Below are 16,970 nucleotides of genomic sequence, written 5' to 3' on the forward strand. Positions count from 1 at the left end.
GCGGGTCAGATCGCGGGCAGGAGGACGTCGCGCACGAGCGCGTCGAGCTTCGCGTTGGCCTCCAGGAACTGGCGGAGCGTCCGCCGCACGGCGCCGAAGTCGTCGAACTCGTCGATCGTCATGCCGTCCTCGAAGTACGCGCGGTGGAACTCGGGCACGCGCTCGAGGAGGGTGTCGAGGATCTCGGGCGCGACCGGCACGTCGATGCGGTGCAGATCCACCGGAAGCTCGTTCTCGTTGATGAGGACCTGCCACTCGAAGGGCGGGGAGACGACGAGGTCGCCGCCGACGAGCTCCGACCACTGCAGGTGGTTGCGGAACGCGGCCGAGAGCACGCGCGAGCGGTAGCCGCGCTCCTGGAAGATCCGGTACGCCTCCTTGAGCGCGGCGACGCCGGCCCACTCGAGCACGCCCGGGTCGACGAGGATGCGGTTCGCGGCGACGCTGGCCTTGAGCCAGTCGTCGAGACGGCCGCCCATGATCGTGACGACCGAGCCGAACTCGCGCTCCGGCTCCCCATCTGCAGCGCGGCGGTCGAGCCCGCGCTCGATGGCCTCGGCGACGGCCACGGCCTGCGCGACGGTGAAGGAGACCGTCGCGTTGATGCTGACGCCGCGGTACGTGGCCTCCTCGATCGCCTGGATGCCCTTCGCGGTCGCCGGGATCTTCACGATGATGTTCTCGGCGAGGTTCGAGAAGTGGACCGCCTGCTCCACCAGCGCGTCGACGTCGCGGTGCAGGCGCGGATCGGTCTGCACGGAGAGGCGGCCGTTGCGCCCGCCGCTCTCGCGGAAGGCGGGCAGCAGGAGCGAGGCGGCCTGCACCGAGAGCTCCTCGATCGCGAGCCAGCCCAGCTCGCTCTCGCCCGCGGTCGGGTGCTCGAGGGCGAGCTCGGCGAGGCGCGGGCCCCAGATGTCGAGGTTGCGCTGGATCGTCGTGAAGGCGATGACCGGGTTGCAGGTCGCGCCGACCGCGCCGAAGGTGAGCGAGCGGGCGAGCTCGATCGGGTCGGCCGAGTCGTTCCAGAGGCTCGTCGGGCTGCCCTCCGCGGCGGTGCGCAGGGGGAGAGTGGTCGTCGTCGCGGTCTCGCTCAAGGTCTTCTCCGATGAAGGTTCGGCGCACTGCGCCTGCGTGTGCTGGACGCATCCACCTTACCTCAGGACGTCAGATTGTCCGAACATTTGTGAACGTGCCTGACAAAGGTCCTCGGTGTAAGGACTACTATTGACAGGACAAGCTGCCCACGAGGGGACCCGTTATGGCTCAGGCCGAGCAGACACTGCCCATGGAGCTGTTCCTGCGGCTCGACCGATCGAGCCCGATGCCGCTCTACCACCAGATCGCGACGCTGCTCGAGAGCGCGATCCTCGATGAGACGCTGCCTGCAGGGGCGCGCCTCGAGAACGAGGTGGCACTGGGAGCGCGGTTAGGCATCTCCCGGCCGACGATCCGCCGGGCGATCCAGGACCTCGTCGACAAGGGTCTCCTCGTCCGCCGTCGCGGCGTCGGCACGCAAGTCGTGCACGGGCGGGTCACTCGCAACGTCGAGCTGACGAGCCTTTACGAGGATCTGGAGCGCACCGGGCAGAAGCCGGCGACGACGGTCCTGACCTCCTCGGTCGGAGTCGCGGACGAGACGGCTGCGGAAGCGCTGGGCATCGAGCTCGGCAGTCCTGTCGTCCATCTCAAGCGCCTGCGCACCGCTGACGGCGTGCCGATCGCGATCCTGGACAACGTCCTCCCGGCCGACTTCACCGACCTCGATCTTCCAGCCCTCGAGAGTCACGGCCTCTATCAGCTGCTGCGGGCTCGAGGAGTGACCATGCGTGTCGCGAAGCAGCGCATCGGAGCTCGAGGAGCCACCTCGGCCGAGGCGCAGCTGCTCGACCTGCGCAAGGGAGCCGCGGTCCTGACGATGTCGCGGACCGCCTTCGACGTCTCCGGTCGCGCGGTCGAGTTCGGGCAGCACTGCTACCGCCCCGACCTGTACTCGTTCGAGGTGACGCTCGTCGACCGGTAGGGGCTCAGCGTCGTGACGAGAGAAGGGGCCCGATCCATGGATCGGGCCCCTTCTCTCGCGATGACCGAGGTCAGCGTCCGGTGGGCTGGACGACCTGGATCGCCTGGGTGCGGAAGTCCGTCTCGATGTCCTCGAGCGAGCGGCCCTTGGTCTCGGGCACGGCCTTGAACACGAAGAACAGGGAGATGAGGTTCACCGCCACGAACAGGCTGAATGTGCCGGTCGAACCGAGGGCCGCGTTCACGATCGGGAACGCGAAGGAGATGATCGCGTTGACGGTCCAGAGGACGAAGACGGCGATGCCCATGGCGAAGCCGCGGATCGCGAGCGGGAAGATCTCGGAGAGCAGCAGCCAGACGCAGGTGCCGATGAAGCACTGGACGAAGGCGACGAAGAGCATCATCGCGGCGAGGATCAGGTAGCTGACTCCATCGGACTGCGGGAGCGTGAAGATGACCGCCAGCAGCGCCTGCGCGCCGACGACCCCCGAGAAGCCGATGATGAGCATCTTGCGGCGACCGACGAAGCCGAGCAGCACGATGCCGAGGATCGTGGTGACCACCGAGGTCACGCCGACACCGATCGTCGCGACCAGCGAGGCGCTCACGCCCAGACCGCTGTTCTCGAGGATGGTCGGCGCGTAGTAGTTGACGGTGTTGATGCCCGTCGCCTGCTGCACCGTCGCGAGCCCGCAGCCGACGTAGAGCAGTCTGCGCATCCAGCGGTTGTCGCGGAGATCGCGGAAGGCACGGCCCTTCTCGGTGCTCGCGGTGCGGGTCGACTCGGCGATCTCGTCGTACTCCTTCGTCGACTCGGCCGGCTCGCGGCTGAGGTCGAGGATCCGCTTCGCGTCGCTCAGTCGACCCTGGATCGCGAACCAGCGGGGCGACTCCGGGAGCACGAGCATGCCGATGAGCAGCGCGATGGCCGGGATCGACGCGACGGCGAGCATGATGCGCCAGACGTTGTCGTCCTGAATGAGGGCGTCGAGAGCGGCGTTGATGGCGAAGGCCGCCATCTGGCCGGTGACGATCATCAGCTCGTTGATGGTGACCATGCGGCCGCGGCGGTTCGCCGGGGCCATCTCCGCCAGGTAGAGCGGAACGGTGACGGCCGCGGCGCCGACGCCCAGGCCGAGGATCACGCGGGCCAGGATCATGAGGGGCACGTCGGGAGCGAGCGCACAGCTGATGGCGCCGATCAGGAACAGGATGCTGCAGACGAGGAGAGTGCCCCGCCGACCGAGCTTGTCGGCCAGCCGGCCGCCGATCAGTGCGCCACCGGCCGCTCCGGGGAAGAGGAGCGAGGAGACGACGAGCGCCTCCTCGACCGAGTTCATCTCGAGCGCGTCCTTCATGTAGAGCAGGGCACCGGAGATGACGCCGGTGTCGTACCCGAAGAGGAGGCCGCCCAGGGTGGAGATGATGGTCAGCCGCGTGAGAAAGCCGCGGGAGGCGCCCTGGCGGGGGGAGCCGGGTGCTGATGACAACGACATTGTTCGTCCTTTGCTGAGAAGTCGGACCGAAGGCGAGACCGGCGGCATCGGGGCCGGTGGTTGCGCAGCCGATCGCGGGACATCGCCTCGAGCGAGTGTCGCAAGTGTAGGCAGTTCCAGCACCTAATGTCCAGACATTATGCTGTTATGGTGTCGACGACGAGCGGAGCAGCACGTCGAGAAGGCAGGGATCATGCGCTTAGGACTGGTCGGCTACGGGACGGGCGGACGGTTCTTCCACGCCCCCTTCCTCCAGGTCGTGCCCGAGATCGACCTGGTCGGGGTGGTGACGCGCTCGCCTCAGCGTCGCGCACAGGCGGAGCGGGAACTGCCGCACGTCCCGGTCTTCTCGAGTCAGCTCGAGCTGCTGGCCGCGGGGGTGGACGCCGTCTCGATCACCACGCCGCCCGAGACGCGGCGCGAACTGGTGCTCGAGGCCGTCGCGGCCGGCGTCCACGTCCTGGCTGACAAGCCCTTCGCCCCGACCGCGCCGGAAGGGCGTGCGCTGGCGGCCGCCGCGGCCGAGGCCGGTGTGATCCTCAACGTCTTCCACAATCGGCGATTCGATGCCGACATCCGCACGCTGCAGGCGGTGCTCGAATCGGGCCGCCTCGGCGAGGTGTGGCGCGTGGGCTCCCGCTTCGACCTCGACGACCCAGAAGGTCTGGACCGAGGACCGGCGGGCGGCATGCTCCGCGACCTCGGGAGTCATGTCGTCGACCAGATGCTCCATCTGCTGGGCCCCGCGGCGAGGGTGACCGCCCGACTCGACCACGTCGGGACGGGCGAAGAGCGGACCGATGCCGGATTCCTCGTCACGATCGACCACGTGCGCGGTGCGACCTCGACGATCTCCTCCAGCAAGCTCAACCACCTGCAGCAGCGCGAGCTCGTCGCCTACGGCTCGCTCGGCGGCTACCGCTCAGACGGAACCGATGTGCAGGCACAGGCGATCTTCTCGGGACAGCGCCCTTCCACCGATCCGGCCGGATGGGGCCATGAGCGCGAGGAGCGCTGGGGGACCTTGTCGACGGCCGCGGGGCGGGAACGCGTCCCCTCCGCGAAGGGCGACTACTCCGAGCTCTACCGGCGGTTCGCGGCGGCGGTCGAAGGCAGGGGTCCGGAACCGGTGCCGGCGAGCGAGGCGATCGAGACACTTGAGGTCCTCGACGCGGCGCGGGAGAGCGACCGTCTCGGACGCACGATCCACGTCGCCGAGCCGGGGCGTGACAGTAGCCAGACCTTGTAGTAACGTCGTGCATATGTCAGCACAATGCTGAGCCACCCACCGTCACCATGACGGAGATGACGACGAGACGCACGGGAGATCCCGGGCAGGAAGTTGTACAGCGAAGTATGACCGAGCACAGCGAGGCGCCCTCTGCGAGCGCGCCCTTCGATCTGATCACCATCGGGCGCTCCGGCGTCGACATCTACCCGCTGCAGGACGGCCTCGGTCTCGAGGATGTCGAGACCTTCGGCAAGTACCTCGGCGGGAGCGCCGCCAACGTCACGGTGGCGGCGGCGAAGCACGGCCTCAAGGCCGCCATCATCACGCGCACCGGAGAGGACCCCTTCGGCCGCTTCGTCACTCGCGAGCTCGAGCGCCTGGGCGCCTCGGCACGCTTCGTCCGGACGGTTCCGGGGCTGAACACGCCCGTGACGTTCTGCGAGATCTTCCCGCCGGACGACTTCCCGCTCTACTTCTACCGCGCGCCGAAGGCTCCCGACCTGATGGTCTCGGTCAATCAGCTCGACCTCGACTCGATCGCCCGGGCGCACATCTACTGGTCGACGGTCACCGGCCTCTCGGAGGACCCGAGCCGCACCGCTCACCACACGGCCTGGGAGGCGCGCGACCGCCGCCCGCTCACGATCCTCGACCTCGACTACCGGCCGATGTTCTGGACGTCGCCCGAGGTCGCGCGTCGCGAGGTGTCCCGTGCTCTCGAGCGCGTCACGGTGGCCGTCGGAAACCGTGAGGAGTGCGAGATCGCGGTCGGCGAGACCGATCCGCACCGCGCCGCGGACGCGCTGCTCGATCGCGGTCTCGACCTCGCGATCGTGAAGCAGGGCCCGCGCGGTGTCCTCGCCAAGACGAGGAACGAGACCGTCGAGGTCCCGCCCTACCCGGTCGACGTGGTGAACGGGCTCGGCGCCGGCGACAGCTTCGGCGGCGCCCTCTGCTACGGCCTGCTGCAGGACTGGTCGCTCGAGGAGGTGCTCCGGTTCGCCAACGTCGCCGGAGCGATCGTCGCGAGCCGCCGCGAGTGCTCGACGGCCATGCCCTCCACCGCCGAGGTCACCGACATCGTGAGGAAGATCCAGAATGTCCCTGCCTGACACCCTCGCCGCACTCGACTTCGACGCGCTGCGCGAGATCCGCACCACCGCTCCGGAGACGGTGCTGACACGGGTCCGCGACCGGGCCCGCCGGCCGCTGCTCGCGGAGGACGGCCGCCTCTTCATCGTCGCCGCCGACCACCCCGCCCGCGGCGCACTAGGCGTCCGCGACGATCCGAGCGCCATGGCCGATCGCTACGAGCTGCTCGCCCGCCTCGTCACCGCTCTCGAGCGGCCCGGGGTGGACGGCGTGCTCGGCACGCCCGACATCATCGAGGACCTCGCGCTGCTCGGCGCCCTCGAGGGCAAGATCGTCGTGGGCTCGATGAACCGCGGCGGGCTCAAGGGTGCCCGCTTCGAGATGGACGACCGCTTCACCGGCTACGACGTGCCCAGCATCGTCGACTCCGGAATCGACTTCGCGAAGCTGCTGATCCGCGTGAACCTCGGCGACTACGCGACCGCCTCGACCATCGAGGCCACCGCTCGAGCCGTCGACGCCGCTGCCGCGGCTCGGGTGCCGATCATGCTCGAGCCCTTCCTCAGCCGCTGGGAGAGCGGCGCGATCAAGAACGACCTCTCGCCGGAAGCCGTCATCACGTCGATCGCCATCGCGGCCGGCCTCGGGAACACCTCCGCCTACTCGTGGCTCAAGCTGCCCGTCGTCGACGAGATGGAGCGGGTGATGGCCTCCACCACCCTGCCGACCCTCCTTCTCGGCGGCGATCCCACCGGCAGCCCGGACGAGACCTACGCGTCGTGGGGCTCGGCTCTCGCGCTGCCCGGCGTCCGCGGCCTCGTCGTCGGGCGCACCCTCCTCTACCCGGCCGACGGCGACGTCGCGGCCGCGGTCGACACCGCCGCCGCGCTCGTGCACGGCTGACTCCACCCCTCTGACAAGCCCCCTTACGAGAAGAGAACAGGAACCATGTCCGAGACCATCGGAACCACTCCCCTCCACCAGCTCGCCGTCGTCCCGCACTGGATCGACGGACGCGAGTCGCCCTCGACCTCGGGCCGCACCGCCCCGGTCTTCGACCCCGCGCTGGGTGTGGCGACCAAGGAGGTCGCGCTGGCCGACGAGGCCGAGATCGCCGCGGCGATCGCCTCGGCGAAGGCCGCGTTCCCGGCTTGGCGCGACCTCTCCCTCGCCAAGCGCCAGCAGATCCTCTTCAAGTTCCGCGAGCTGCTCGAGGCGAAGAAGGGCGAGCTCGCGGAGATCATCACGTCCGAGCACGGGAAGGTCGTCTCGGACGCGCTCGGCGAGATCACCCGCGGCCAGGAGGTCGTGGAGTTCGCGACCGGCCTCGCGCACCACCTCAAGGGGGAGTACTCCGAGCAGGTCTCGACCGGCGTCGACGTGTACTCGACGAAGCAGCCGCTCGGCGTGGTCGGGATCATCTCGCCGTTCAACTTCCCCGCGATGGTGCCGATGTGGTTCTTCCCGATCGCGATCGCGGCCGGCAACACGGTCATCCTCAAGCCCAGCGAGAAGGACCCGACCGCGGCGATCTGGCTCGCGAAGCTGTGGAAGGAGGCCGGCCTGCCCGACGGCGTCTTCACCGTGCTCAACGGCGACAAGCAGGCCGTCGACGGGCTGCTGACCTCGCCCGACGTCCGCTCGATCTCGTTCGTCGGCTCGACCCCGATCGCGCAGTACGTCTACGAGACGGGCACCAAGCACGGCAAGCGCGTGCAGGCCCTCGGCGGTGCGAAGAACCACATGCTCGTCCTGCCGGACGCCGACCTCGACCTCGTGGCCGACTCGGCGATCAACGCCGGCTTCGGCTCCGCCGGCGAGCGCTGCATGGCCATCTCCGTCGTCGTCGCCGTCGAGCCCGTCGCCGACGAGCTCATCACCAAGATCCAGGACCGCGCGTCGAAGCTGCGGATCGGCGACGGCCGCCGCGGCTGCGACATGGGGCCGCTGGTCACCGAGGCGCACCGCGACAAGGTCGCCTCCTACATCGCCATCGGCGAGCAGGACGGCGCCGAGGTCGTCATCGACGGCCGCGGGATCGAGGTCGACGGCGACGAGAACGGCTTCTGGCTCGGACCGACGCTGCTCGACAAGGTCCCCACCACCTCCCGCGCCTACACCGAGGAGATCTTCGGACCGGTGCTCTCGATCGTCCGCGTCCAGTCGTACGAGGAGGGCGTCGAGCTGATCAACACCGGCGCCTTCGGCAACGGGACCGCGATCTTCACCAACGACGGCGGGGCCGCGCGGCGCTTCCAGAACGAAGTCGAGGTCGGGATGATCGGCATCAACGTGCCGATCCCGGTGCCCGTGGCGACGTTCTCGTTCGGCGGCTGGAAGTCGTCGCTGTTCGGCGACACCAAGGCCCACGGCGCGGAGGGCGTGCGCTTCTTCACGCAGCAGAAGGCGATCACGTCGCGCTGGCTGGACCCGAGCCACGGCGGCATCAACCTCGGCTTCCCGCAGAACTGAGGTCCGCCACCAGGAGGGGTGGATCTCGATACGGACGCTCCGCGTCCTACTCGATCAGCAGGAATCGGGCCACCTCTCCGCATGCCGGCCGCGCAACGGCGCATCGCTTGCATGCCGGCCGCGCAACGGCGCATCGCTTGCATGCTGGTCGAGTAGCCGCCGCAGGCGGCGTATCGAGACCCACCCACCGTCGGCCGAGAGGCCGCCGGCCCATGCGGGTCGAGTAGCCGCCGCAGGCGGCGTATCGAGACCCACCCCATCAGCACACATCACCACGACGACGGAAGGTCGCAGATGACCACGCAGAACGAGTGGGTGTTCCCGAAGGGGACTCTTCCGCGCGACGGATGGGAGTCCGTCGTCGACGACAGCGTGCCTGGGTGGCAGCACACCGGCCTCCGGATCGCCGATCTCGCGCCCGGCGTCGAGCTCGCGCTGCCCGCCGAGGGCGTCGAGCGCCTCGTCGTCCCCCTGTCCGGATCGTTCACGGTCCGGCACCAGAGCTCGGGCCCGTCGGAGACCACCCTGCTGGAGGGTCGGGCTTCGGTCTTCGACGGCCCGAGCGATGTCCTCTACCTCTCGAGCCTCGCCTCCGCGACGCTCGAGGGGCAGGGGCGCGTCGCCGTGGCCGAGGCTCCGGCCGAGGACGTGCACCCGAGCCGCCACATCCTGCGCGACGAGGTCCCGGTCGAGCTGCGGGGCGCCGGCCGCTCCAGCCGGCAGGTGCACAACTTCGGCACCCCGCAGGTTCTCGCGGCTGGCCGCTTCATCGTCTGCGAGGTGATCACTCCGGCCGAGAACTGGTCGAGCTACCCGCCGCACAAGCACGACGAGCTCATCCCCGGGCAGGAGTCGCGGCTCGAGGAGATCTACTACTTCGAGACGGCGGTCTCAAAGGGACTCGACGCCCCCGCCCAGGCGGACCCGTTCGGCTTCCTCCGCACCTACTCGTCGCCGGCCGGCGAGATCGACGTCCTGGCCGAGGTGCGGACCGGCGACATCGCCCTGCTGCCCTACGGCTGGCACGGCCCGTGCGTCGCCGCTCCCGGCTACGACCTCTACTACCTGAACGTGATGGCCGGACCCGACCCCGACCGGGTCTGGAACATCTCCGACGACCCGGCGCACGGCTGGATCCGAGCGACCTGGGACGGTCAGGACATCGATCCCCGGCTCCCCTACGGCCCCGACACCTCCCGCTGACGCGGACCTCCGACGAAGAAGGACAGCACCGACATGAGCACCACCAGGCGGATGACCGTCAGCCAGGCCCTGATCGAGTTCCTCGCGAATCAGTGGACCGTCGACGGCGAGCACCGCGAGCGCACCATCGCCGGGACCTTCGGCATCTTCGGCCACGGCAACGTCGCCGGGATCGGCCAGGCGCTGAAGCAGTTCGAGGTCGAGCAGCCGGGTGCGATGCCCTATCACCAGGCCCGCAACGAGCAGGCGATGGTGCACCAGTCCGTCGGCTGGGCGCGGATGCGCCGCCGGCGCTCCACCTTCGCCAGCGCGGCGTCCGTCGGACCGGGCGCCGCCAACATGCTGACGGGAGCCGCGCTCGCCACCACGAATCGCCTCCCCGCGCTGCTGCTGCCCAGCGACACCTTCGCCACCCGGGTCGCGGATCCGGTGCTGCAGCAGATCGAGCTGCCGCACGACACGAGCGTCCAGGTCACCGACGCGTTCCGCCCGCTCTCGCGGTTCTTCGACCGGGTCGACCGCCCCGAGAAGCTGTTCTCGATCGCCCTCGCCGCGATGCGCGTGCTGACCGACCCGGCCGAGACCGGCGCAGTCACGATCGCGCTCCCCGAGGACGTCCAGGCCGAGACGCTCGACGTGCCCGAGGAGTTCCTCGCGCCGCGCGAGTGGCACGTGCGCCGGCCCCTCCCCGAGAAGGGCCCGCTCGCCCGCGCGGTCGCGGCGATCCGCTCCGCGCGGAACCCGATCGTCGTCGCGGGCGGCGGCGTGATCTACTCCGGCGCCGAGGACGCCCTCCGCGCGCTCGTCGAGGCCACCGGGATCCCGGTCGGCACCTCGCAGGCCGGCGGCGGCTCCCTGAACTGGGACCACCCGCAGTACCTCGGCGGCATCGGCGCGACCGGCACCACCGCCGCCAACCGCCTCGCGGCCGAGGCGGACGTCGTCATCGGGATCGGCACCCGCTACTCCGACTTCACCACCGCGAGCCGCACCGCGTTCCAGAACCCGGATGTCACGTTCGTGAACATCAACGTCGCCTCGTTCGACGCCTACAAGCACGGCTCGCAGCTGCCCGTCATCGCCGACGCCCGCGAGGCGCTCGAGGCGCTGCTCCCGGCGCTCGAGGGCTGGCAGGTCGGCGAGGACTGGGCCGGCACGGCGGCCGCGGAGAAGCGCACCTGGGACACCGCGGTCGACCGCGCCTTCGAGCCCTCCGGTCTCGACCTGCCCGGCCAGACCGAGATCATCCACGCCGTGCAGTCGGCCAGCGACCCGCGCGACGTCGTCATCCAGGCCGCCGGCTCGCTGCCCGGTGACCTGCACAAGCTGTGGCGGGTGCGCGACAGCCTCGGCTACCACGTCGAGTACGCCTTCTCCTGCATGGGCTACGAGATCGCCGGCGGACTCGGCGTGCGCCGCGCCGCTCCTGACCGCGACGCCATCGTGATGGTCGGCGACGGCTCCTACCTGATGCTGCACACCGAGCTGGTCACCGCGGTGGCCGAGGGGCTGAAGATCATCGTGGTGCTGATCCAGAACCACGGCTACGCCTCGATCGGGCACCTCTCCGAGACCGTCGGCTCCGAGCGCTTCGGCACCTGGTACCGCTACAAGGACGAGCGCGGACTGTTCCAGGGGAACGACGTCCTCCCGGTCGACCTCGCCGCCAACGCGCGCAGCTACGGCGTCGACACGATCGAGGTCCAGCCCGGACCGGACGCGATCGCCGACCTGCGCGCGGCGGTCACGGCCGCGAAGGCGTCCGACACCACCACGCTGATCCACATCCACAGCGACCCGCTGCTCTACGCTCCCGACGGCGAGGGCTGGTGGGACGTCCCCGTCTCGGAGGTCGCGACCCTCGACGCGACGATCAGCGCCCGCGCCGAGTACGTCGAGCAGCGCCGACTCCAGCGCCCCCTGCTCGGCTGAGCCGACCACTTCCGCCCTACCAGAACCGACCAGAAGGACACCGTCGTTCCATGAGCACCGACTCGACCACCCCCGGATCCGCGCAGGGTCTCCGCATCGGCACCGCCCCCGACTCCTGGGGCGTGTGGTTCCCCGATCACCCGGGCCAGATCCCCTGGCGCCGCTTCCTCGACGAGGTCGTGGCGGCGGGCTACGAATGGATCGAGCTCGGTCCGTTCGGCTACCTGCCGACCGATCCGCACGAGCTGCAGGACGAGCTCGGCTCGCGCGGGCTCAAGCTCTCGGCGGGGACGGTCTTCACGGGATTCCACAAGGGCGAGGACCAGTGGAAGCGTGCCTGGGACCAGGCGCTCGACGTCGCCGGCCTGGCCTCGAAGCTGGGTGCCGAGCACCTCGTCGTGATCCCGGACCTCTGGCGGTCCGACGCGACGACCGAGGTCCTCGAGTCGCGCACACTCGACGACGAGCAGTGGGCGAAGCTGGCGAAGGGCCACGACCAGCTCGGCAAGGCGCTGCTCGAGGAGTTCGGGATGAAGCAGCAGTTCCACTCGCACGCCGATAGCCACGTGGGCACCTACCGCGAGGTCGAGCGCTTCCTCGCCGAGACCGATGCGGCGTACACGAACCTCTGCCTCGACACCGGCCACTTCGCCTACTACCTCGGCGACAACGTGAAGCTGATCGAAGAGTTCCCGGAGCGGATCGGCTACCTGCACCTCAAGCAGGTCGAGCCCGACATCCTCGCCGCGGCGCTCAAGAACGACACCCCGTTCGCCACGGCCGTGGCGCAGGGAGTCATGACGGAGCCGCCGCACGGCGTGCCCGCCTTCGCGCCGATCATCGAGGCGGTCGCGAAGATCGACCCCGAGATCTTCGCGATCGTCGAGCAGGACATGTTCGGCGTGGACATCGACCTGCCCGGCCCGATCGCCGAGCGCACCTTCCGCCACATCTTCGGCTGCACCGCGATGGCCCGCGTCCGCTGACGCCGGCATCCCCCGTTCCCAAGGAGAACCAGACCATGACCCTCACCGACACCTCCGCCACCGCCGCTCCCGCGATCACCAGCGACCTCCGCGTCGCCGTCGTCGGCGCCGGCATGATGGGCGCGGACCACGTCCGCCGCATCACCCAGAAGATCTCGAACGCGACCGTCACCGCGATCGTCGAGCCGTTCGAGGAGCGGGCCCAGGCCGCGGCCGCCCTCGCGCCCGGCTCGGTCGGCGTCGCCACGATCGAGGAGGCCATCGACCGCGACCTCATCGACGCCGTCGTGATCGCCACCCCCGGTCCGTACCACGTGCCGGTGCTGCTGCCGGCGCTCGAGGCGAAGCTCGCGATCCTCTGCGAGAAGCCGCTGACCGAGGACTCCGAGGACGCCCTGCGCATCCTCGAGGCCGAGCAGAAGCTCGACCGCCCGCACATCCAGGTCGGCTTCATGCGCCGCTTCGACGACGAGTACATCCAGCTGCAGGAGCTGATCCGCGGCGGCGAGCTGGGCGCGCTGCTCGGCACGCACCACCGCCACCGCAACGCGGCCGTCCCGGACAGCTACCGGAACACGATGCTGATCAGCGACTCCGTCGTCCACGAGATCGACATCGTCAACTTCCTCACCGGAGAGAAGATCGTCGGCATCGAGGTGAAGAACCTCAAGCGCAACTCGCTGAACGCCGAGGGCTTCAACGACCCGATCCTCGCACTGCTCTACACCGAGTCCGGGATCCTCGCGGACGTCGAGATGAACGTGAACGTGCGCTTCGGCTACGAGGTGACCACCGAGGCGGTCTTCGAGCAGGGCATCGCGAACATCGGCGCCACCCGCGGACTGGTCCGCCGCTTCGCCGGCACGATCTCGCAGGCCGAGAACCCGTCGTTCAAGGAGCGCTTCAGCGCCGCCTACGACGCGGAGTTCCAGGCCTGGGTCGACGCCGCGCGGGCGGGACGCATCGGCGGACCCTCCGCCTGGGAGGGCTACCTCGCCACGGTCGCCGCCGAGGCCGGCGTCCGCGCGATCACGAACGGCACGCTCGAGTCCGTCGAGTACATCGCCCAGCCCGCCTTCTACGCCTGAGGATCGGACCATGGTGAAGATCGCCCTCGACCCCACCCCCTTCCACAGCACGCACGAGCTGCTCGAGTTCCCGCGGCTCGTCGCCGACCTCGGCTATGAGTGGCTGCAGCTCACCCCGCATCCCGACTTCATCCCGTTCCACCGGCGCGCCCGCGCCGACGACGAGCTGGTCGGCGCCCTGAAGAAGGCGGTGTCGGACGCCGGCATCGGCATCTGCGCGCTGCAGCCGGTGCTGCGCTGGTCCTCCCCCGACGAGTCGCTGCGCCAGCACGCGGTGAGTCACGCCAAGCGCGTGATCGAGATCGCGGTCGAGCTGGGGGTGCCGGTGATCAACACCGAGTTCAGCGGCCGGCCCGAGGCGCAGGAGGACTCCGAGAACTCCTTCCACCGCTCGATGGAGGAGCTCGTGCCGATACTCGAGCGCGAGGGTGTGCGGATGAACTTCGATCCGCACCCGGACGACTTCGTCGAGGAGGGCCGGGAGGCTCTGCGGGTGCTGCGCGGGGTGAACTCCCCCGCGATCGGCTTCGTCTACGTCGGCGCGCACAGCTTCCACCTGGGCGGCCCGGGCGGCGACGCCGAGGGGATCGTGGCGGCGGCGGGCGACCGGCTGGGCGCGGTCTTCGCGGCCGACACCTTCGACCACCACCGCTCGCACGGCCTGCGGTACATCTCCAACCCGCCCGGCAACGCCGCCCGGATCCATCAGCACCTCGCGATCGGCGACGGCGACGTCGACTGGACGCAGCTCTTCTCCGCCCTGGCGGCGAACGGCTTCCTCGATCGCGAGGAGTCGATCCTGGTCTCGAACGTCTTCGCCGAGGACGAGACGGCCGAGGAGACGTCGCGGGCGCAACTGGCACGGATCTCCGAGCTGATCTCCGCCGCTCGGAGCTGATGCCACTGGGCCGAGCGCGCGGCTCCCGTCACCACGGTCAGCGCGAGCAAGGGGGACTCTCCCCTTGCTCGCGCTGTTCTTGTTTCGCGAGGTGCGATAACATGTAAGGACATTCTTACCAAAAGGAGCCCCTATGCCTCTCGTGCGCATCGACCTCACCCGCGGCCGCACCCCCGAGGGTGTCCGCGCCCTCGCCGACGCGATCCACACCGCGATCGTCGAGGTCTACGGCATCCCGCCGCGCGACCGGTTCCAGATCGTCACCCAGCACGACGCGGGCGAGATCATCGCCGAGGACGCCGGGCTCGGCTTCGAGCGGGAGGCGGACGACGTCGTCGTCGTCCACGTCTTCACCCAGCGCGGTCGCTCGGATGAGATCAAGCAGGCCCTCTATGCGCGGATCGCCGAGCGTCTCGCCGGGGTGGGCGTCGCTGGCAGCAACGTGTTCATCGGCTACGTCGAGAACGGCCCGCAGGACTGGTCCTTCGGCTTCGGTGCGGCGCAGTACCTCACCGGCGAGCTGGCGGTGCCCCGCTCCGCTCCCGTCGGCTCGTGACGGCGCACTCGCGGTTCTGATGGCACCGGTCGTTCCGGTCGAGCGAGGCTCTGCACTCACTGCCTGGGGTCAGGTTCTGCGCGACCTGCGCCGACGGCTCGACACCGGCGAGTTCCCGCCGGGGACCCCGCTGCCCGCGGAGTCTGCGCTGGTCGCGCAGTACGAGGTGAGTCGCATCACCGTGCGGCGGGCGATCGCGGAGCTCGTCGCCCAGGATCGAGTGATCACCAAGCCCGGCTCCGGGACGTACGCCGGAACGCGGCGGGATACGCGGGTGCACCTGGACCTCTCCCTGCCCTGGCGAGAGCAGGTCCTCGCGGCCGGCCGCGTGGCGCGGACCGAGAACGCGTCCGGACCGAGCCCGGAAGGTGCGCCCCCCACCTCCGTCGCGCTCCTCGACCCCGCGGCTGCGCGTGCAGCGCGACCCATGGTCCGCCGGCTGCATTCGGTCGACGGCGCACCCGTCGGCATGACCGACGCGTGGATCACCGATCGGGGTGCCGTCCTCCCGATCGGGGAGGACGAGCGCGTTCTGGAGTACGGCGTCCTCGATCTCGAGGAGGCGTCGCAGGAGCAGGCCGCCGCGCTCCACGCGCCGGTGCTCGCGCAGCTGATCGTCATCACCGCCCGGAGCAGCCTCGCGTCGACCGGCGAGACGATCGGATTCTCGAGGACGTGGTGGGTGGCATCGCGGGTGAGGCTCGCCCGGACCCGCGCTCTCGCCGCCGGGGCGGTCGACGTCCCCCTCTTCGGTCACCTGTCCTCTTCACCGGACAGGTAAGGGGTCTCAGGTCATCCGAGAAGGTCTGCTTGGAGACGATTCTGTCACGACGAGCAAATGTCCGGACAATCTGTTGACGCATGACCGCGTCGGTCCTACTTTTGGCTCCGGCGACGACGCCACCACCGAGCGGACGCGATCCGCTCGGTGAACCCGAAGGGACACGACGAAGTGACACTCTCGACAACGACGCGGATCACCGGCGCACTCGCGCTCACCGCCTCTGCAGCCCTCCTCCTCACCGCCTGCACCGGCGGCGGAGCGGCCACCACGGATTCCGCGGGCGGACTCTCGGACGGACTCGGCAGCCGGGCGGAGAACCGCAACGCCTACTTCTTCACCTACTACAACCCCGCGAGCGACGTCTTCTGGGCTCAGATCGAGAAGGGTGCGACCGACGCCGCGCAGCTCGGCGGCCTCGACCTCACCTCGCAGACCGCCGATGGCGACCCGGACAAGATGGTCGACCTCGTCAACACCGCGATCGCGACCAAGCCCTCCCTGATCCTCATGCCCTTCAACGAGGGCGAGAAGTGGGTCCAGGTCGCCTGCGACGCCCACGACGCCGGCATCACGGTCATCGCCTACAACGTCCCCGCCCCCGACTCTGCCAGCGACTGCGTCACCGGCTTCGTCGGCCAGGACTTCCGCGAGGTCGGCACGATCGTCGGGAACGCCCTGATCGACCAGGTCGATCTCAAGGCCGGCGACGAGGTGCTCTTCGCCGCGGAGGAGCCCGACCAGAACTACGCGATCCAGCGCGGCGGCGGCGTCCAGGACGCCCTCGACGAAGCGGGCATCGACGTGCAGGGCGAGTACCTGCGCACCACCGGCACCGACGCCGACGCCCTCGACGCGATGACCTCCTGGCTCACCGCCCACCCGAACGCGAAGGCCGTCGTCCCGCTGGGCGGCACCCCGCACCGCAACGCCGTCGCCGCCGAGGACGCCGCCGGCGTCACGATCCCGATCATCGGCTTCGACACCTCCACTCAGGTCGTCGACGGCATCAAGTCCGGCCGCATCCTCGCGACCGCCGACCAGCAGGGCTACGTGCAGGGCTACCAGTCGGCGATGCAGGGCGTCCTCAACCTCGACTTCGGCCTCTCCCCCGCCAACATCAACTCCGGCGGCCTCGGTCTGATCACGAAGGACAACGTCGACCTGCTCGAGGCGAAGGACCTCCAGGGCATCCGCTACTGATGCCGCTGCCGCC

The 16,970-nt window shown here is 69.7% G+C and carries 15 protein-coding genes; 13 read left to right on the forward strand and 2 right to left on the reverse strand.

Annotation, left to right across the window (positions count from 1 at the left end; all coding sequences use genetic code 11):
* Window positions 1–5 precede the first annotated feature (5 nt).
* Entirely contained in the window at window positions 6–1,094 is a 1,089-nt protein-coding gene (locus GSU72_RS09580; protein ID WP_159984809.1) for a transaldolase family protein, read from the reverse strand.
* A 164-nt stretch (window positions 1,095–1,258) separates the two neighbouring features.
* Here GSU72_RS09580 and GSU72_RS09585 point away from each other — a divergent pair, with 164 nt between their 5' ends.
* Window positions 1,259–2,020 (forward strand): GntR family transcriptional regulator, encoded by a 762-nt coding sequence (locus GSU72_RS09585; RefSeq protein ID WP_159984810.1) that lies wholly within the window; start codon window positions 1,259–1,261, stop codon window positions 2,018–2,020.
* 70 nt (window positions 2,021–2,090) lie between these two features.
* On the opposite strand, the gene GSU72_RS09590 is transcribed toward GSU72_RS09585, so the two are convergent.
* Entirely contained in the window at window positions 2,091–3,515 is a 1,425-nt protein-coding gene (locus GSU72_RS09590; RefSeq protein ID WP_159984811.1) for a sugar porter family MFS transporter, read from the reverse strand.
* A gap of 193 nt (window positions 3,516–3,708) precedes the next feature.
* Here GSU72_RS09590 and GSU72_RS09595 point away from each other — a divergent pair, with 193 nt between their 5' ends.
* The 12 genes from GSU72_RS09595 to GSU72_RS09650 all read left to right on the forward strand — a co-directional run bounded on the left by GSU72_RS09595 (window position 3,709) and on the right by GSU72_RS09650 (window position 16,957).
* On the forward strand, window positions 3,709–4,764 hold the full coding sequence (locus tag GSU72_RS09595; protein WP_159986753.1) for a Gfo/Idh/MocA family oxidoreductase: 1,056 nt from the start codon (window positions 3,709–3,711) through the stop codon (window positions 4,762–4,764).
* Between the two features lie 107 nt (window positions 4,765–4,871).
* Entirely contained in the window at window positions 4,872–5,858 is a 987-nt protein-coding gene (iolC, locus tag GSU72_RS09600) for a 5-dehydro-2-deoxygluconokinase (protein WP_159984812.1), read from the forward strand.
* The gene (locus tag GSU72_RS09605) at window positions 5,845–6,741 is read left to right on the forward strand and encodes a deoxyribose-phosphate aldolase (RefSeq protein WP_208545174.1); all 897 of its coding nucleotides are present in this window, start codon (window positions 5,845–5,847) and stop codon (window positions 6,739–6,741) included. The genes iolC and GSU72_RS09605 overlap by 14 nt, the downstream gene beginning before the upstream one ends.
* Window positions 6,742–6,786: 45 nt before the next feature.
* Complete coding sequence (locus tag GSU72_RS09610; RefSeq protein ID WP_159984813.1) at window positions 6,787–8,310, forward strand: CoA-acylating methylmalonate-semialdehyde dehydrogenase; 1,524 nt, start codon at window positions 6,787–6,789, stop codon at window positions 8,308–8,310.
* A gap of 294 nt (window positions 8,311–8,604) precedes the next feature.
* Window positions 8,605–9,513: a 5-deoxy-glucuronate isomerase gene (iolB, locus tag GSU72_RS09615; RefSeq protein WP_159984814.1), complete on the forward strand. Its 909-nt coding sequence runs from the start codon at window positions 8,605–8,607 to the stop codon at window positions 9,511–9,513.
* Window positions 9,514–9,546: 33 nt separating this feature from the next.
* The gene (gene iolD / locus GSU72_RS09620) at window positions 9,547–11,445 is read left to right on the forward strand and encodes a 3D-(3,5/4)-trihydroxycyclohexane-1,2-dione acylhydrolase (decyclizing) (protein ID WP_159984815.1); all 1,899 of its coding nucleotides are present in this window, start codon (window positions 9,547–9,549) and stop codon (window positions 11,443–11,445) included.
* A 50-nt stretch (window positions 11,446–11,495) separates the two neighbouring features.
* Complete coding sequence (locus GSU72_RS09625) at window positions 11,496–12,431, forward strand: sugar phosphate isomerase/epimerase (protein ID WP_159984816.1); 936 nt, start codon at window positions 11,496–11,498, stop codon at window positions 12,429–12,431.
* Window positions 12,432–12,466: 35 nt separating this feature from the next.
* The gene (locus GSU72_RS09630; RefSeq protein WP_244256064.1) at window positions 12,467–13,519 is read left to right on the forward strand and encodes a Gfo/Idh/MocA family oxidoreductase; all 1,053 of its coding nucleotides are present in this window, start codon (window positions 12,467–12,469) and stop codon (window positions 13,517–13,519) included.
* Between the two features lie 13 nt (window positions 13,520–13,532).
* Window positions 13,533–14,417 carry a sugar phosphate isomerase/epimerase gene (locus GSU72_RS09635; RefSeq protein ID WP_167306123.1) on the forward strand — a complete coding sequence of 295 codons (885 nt, stop codon included), beginning with the start codon at window positions 13,533–13,535 and terminating at the stop codon, window positions 14,415–14,417.
* Between the two features lie 133 nt (window positions 14,418–14,550).
* Window positions 14,551–14,973: a tautomerase family protein gene (locus GSU72_RS09640; RefSeq protein ID WP_159984818.1), complete on the forward strand. Its 423-nt coding sequence runs from the start codon at window positions 14,551–14,553 to the stop codon at window positions 14,971–14,973.
* Between the two features lie 19 nt (window positions 14,974–14,992).
* Window positions 14,993–15,754, forward strand: a complete 762-nt coding sequence (locus GSU72_RS09645) for a GntR family transcriptional regulator (protein WP_159984819.1) — start codon at window positions 14,993–14,995, stop codon at window positions 15,752–15,754.
* 171 nt (window positions 15,755–15,925) lie between these two features.
* A complete protein-coding gene (locus GSU72_RS09650) occupies window positions 15,926–16,957 on the forward strand; it encodes a substrate-binding domain-containing protein (protein WP_159984820.1) in 1,032 nt (343 codons plus the stop codon).
* The last annotated feature ends 13 nt before the right edge of the window (window positions 16,958–16,970 follow it).

The organism is Rathayibacter sp. VKM Ac-2760, assembly GCF_009834185.1.
Lineage (GTDB): Bacteria > Actinomycetota > Actinomycetes > Actinomycetales > Microbacteriaceae > Rathayibacter.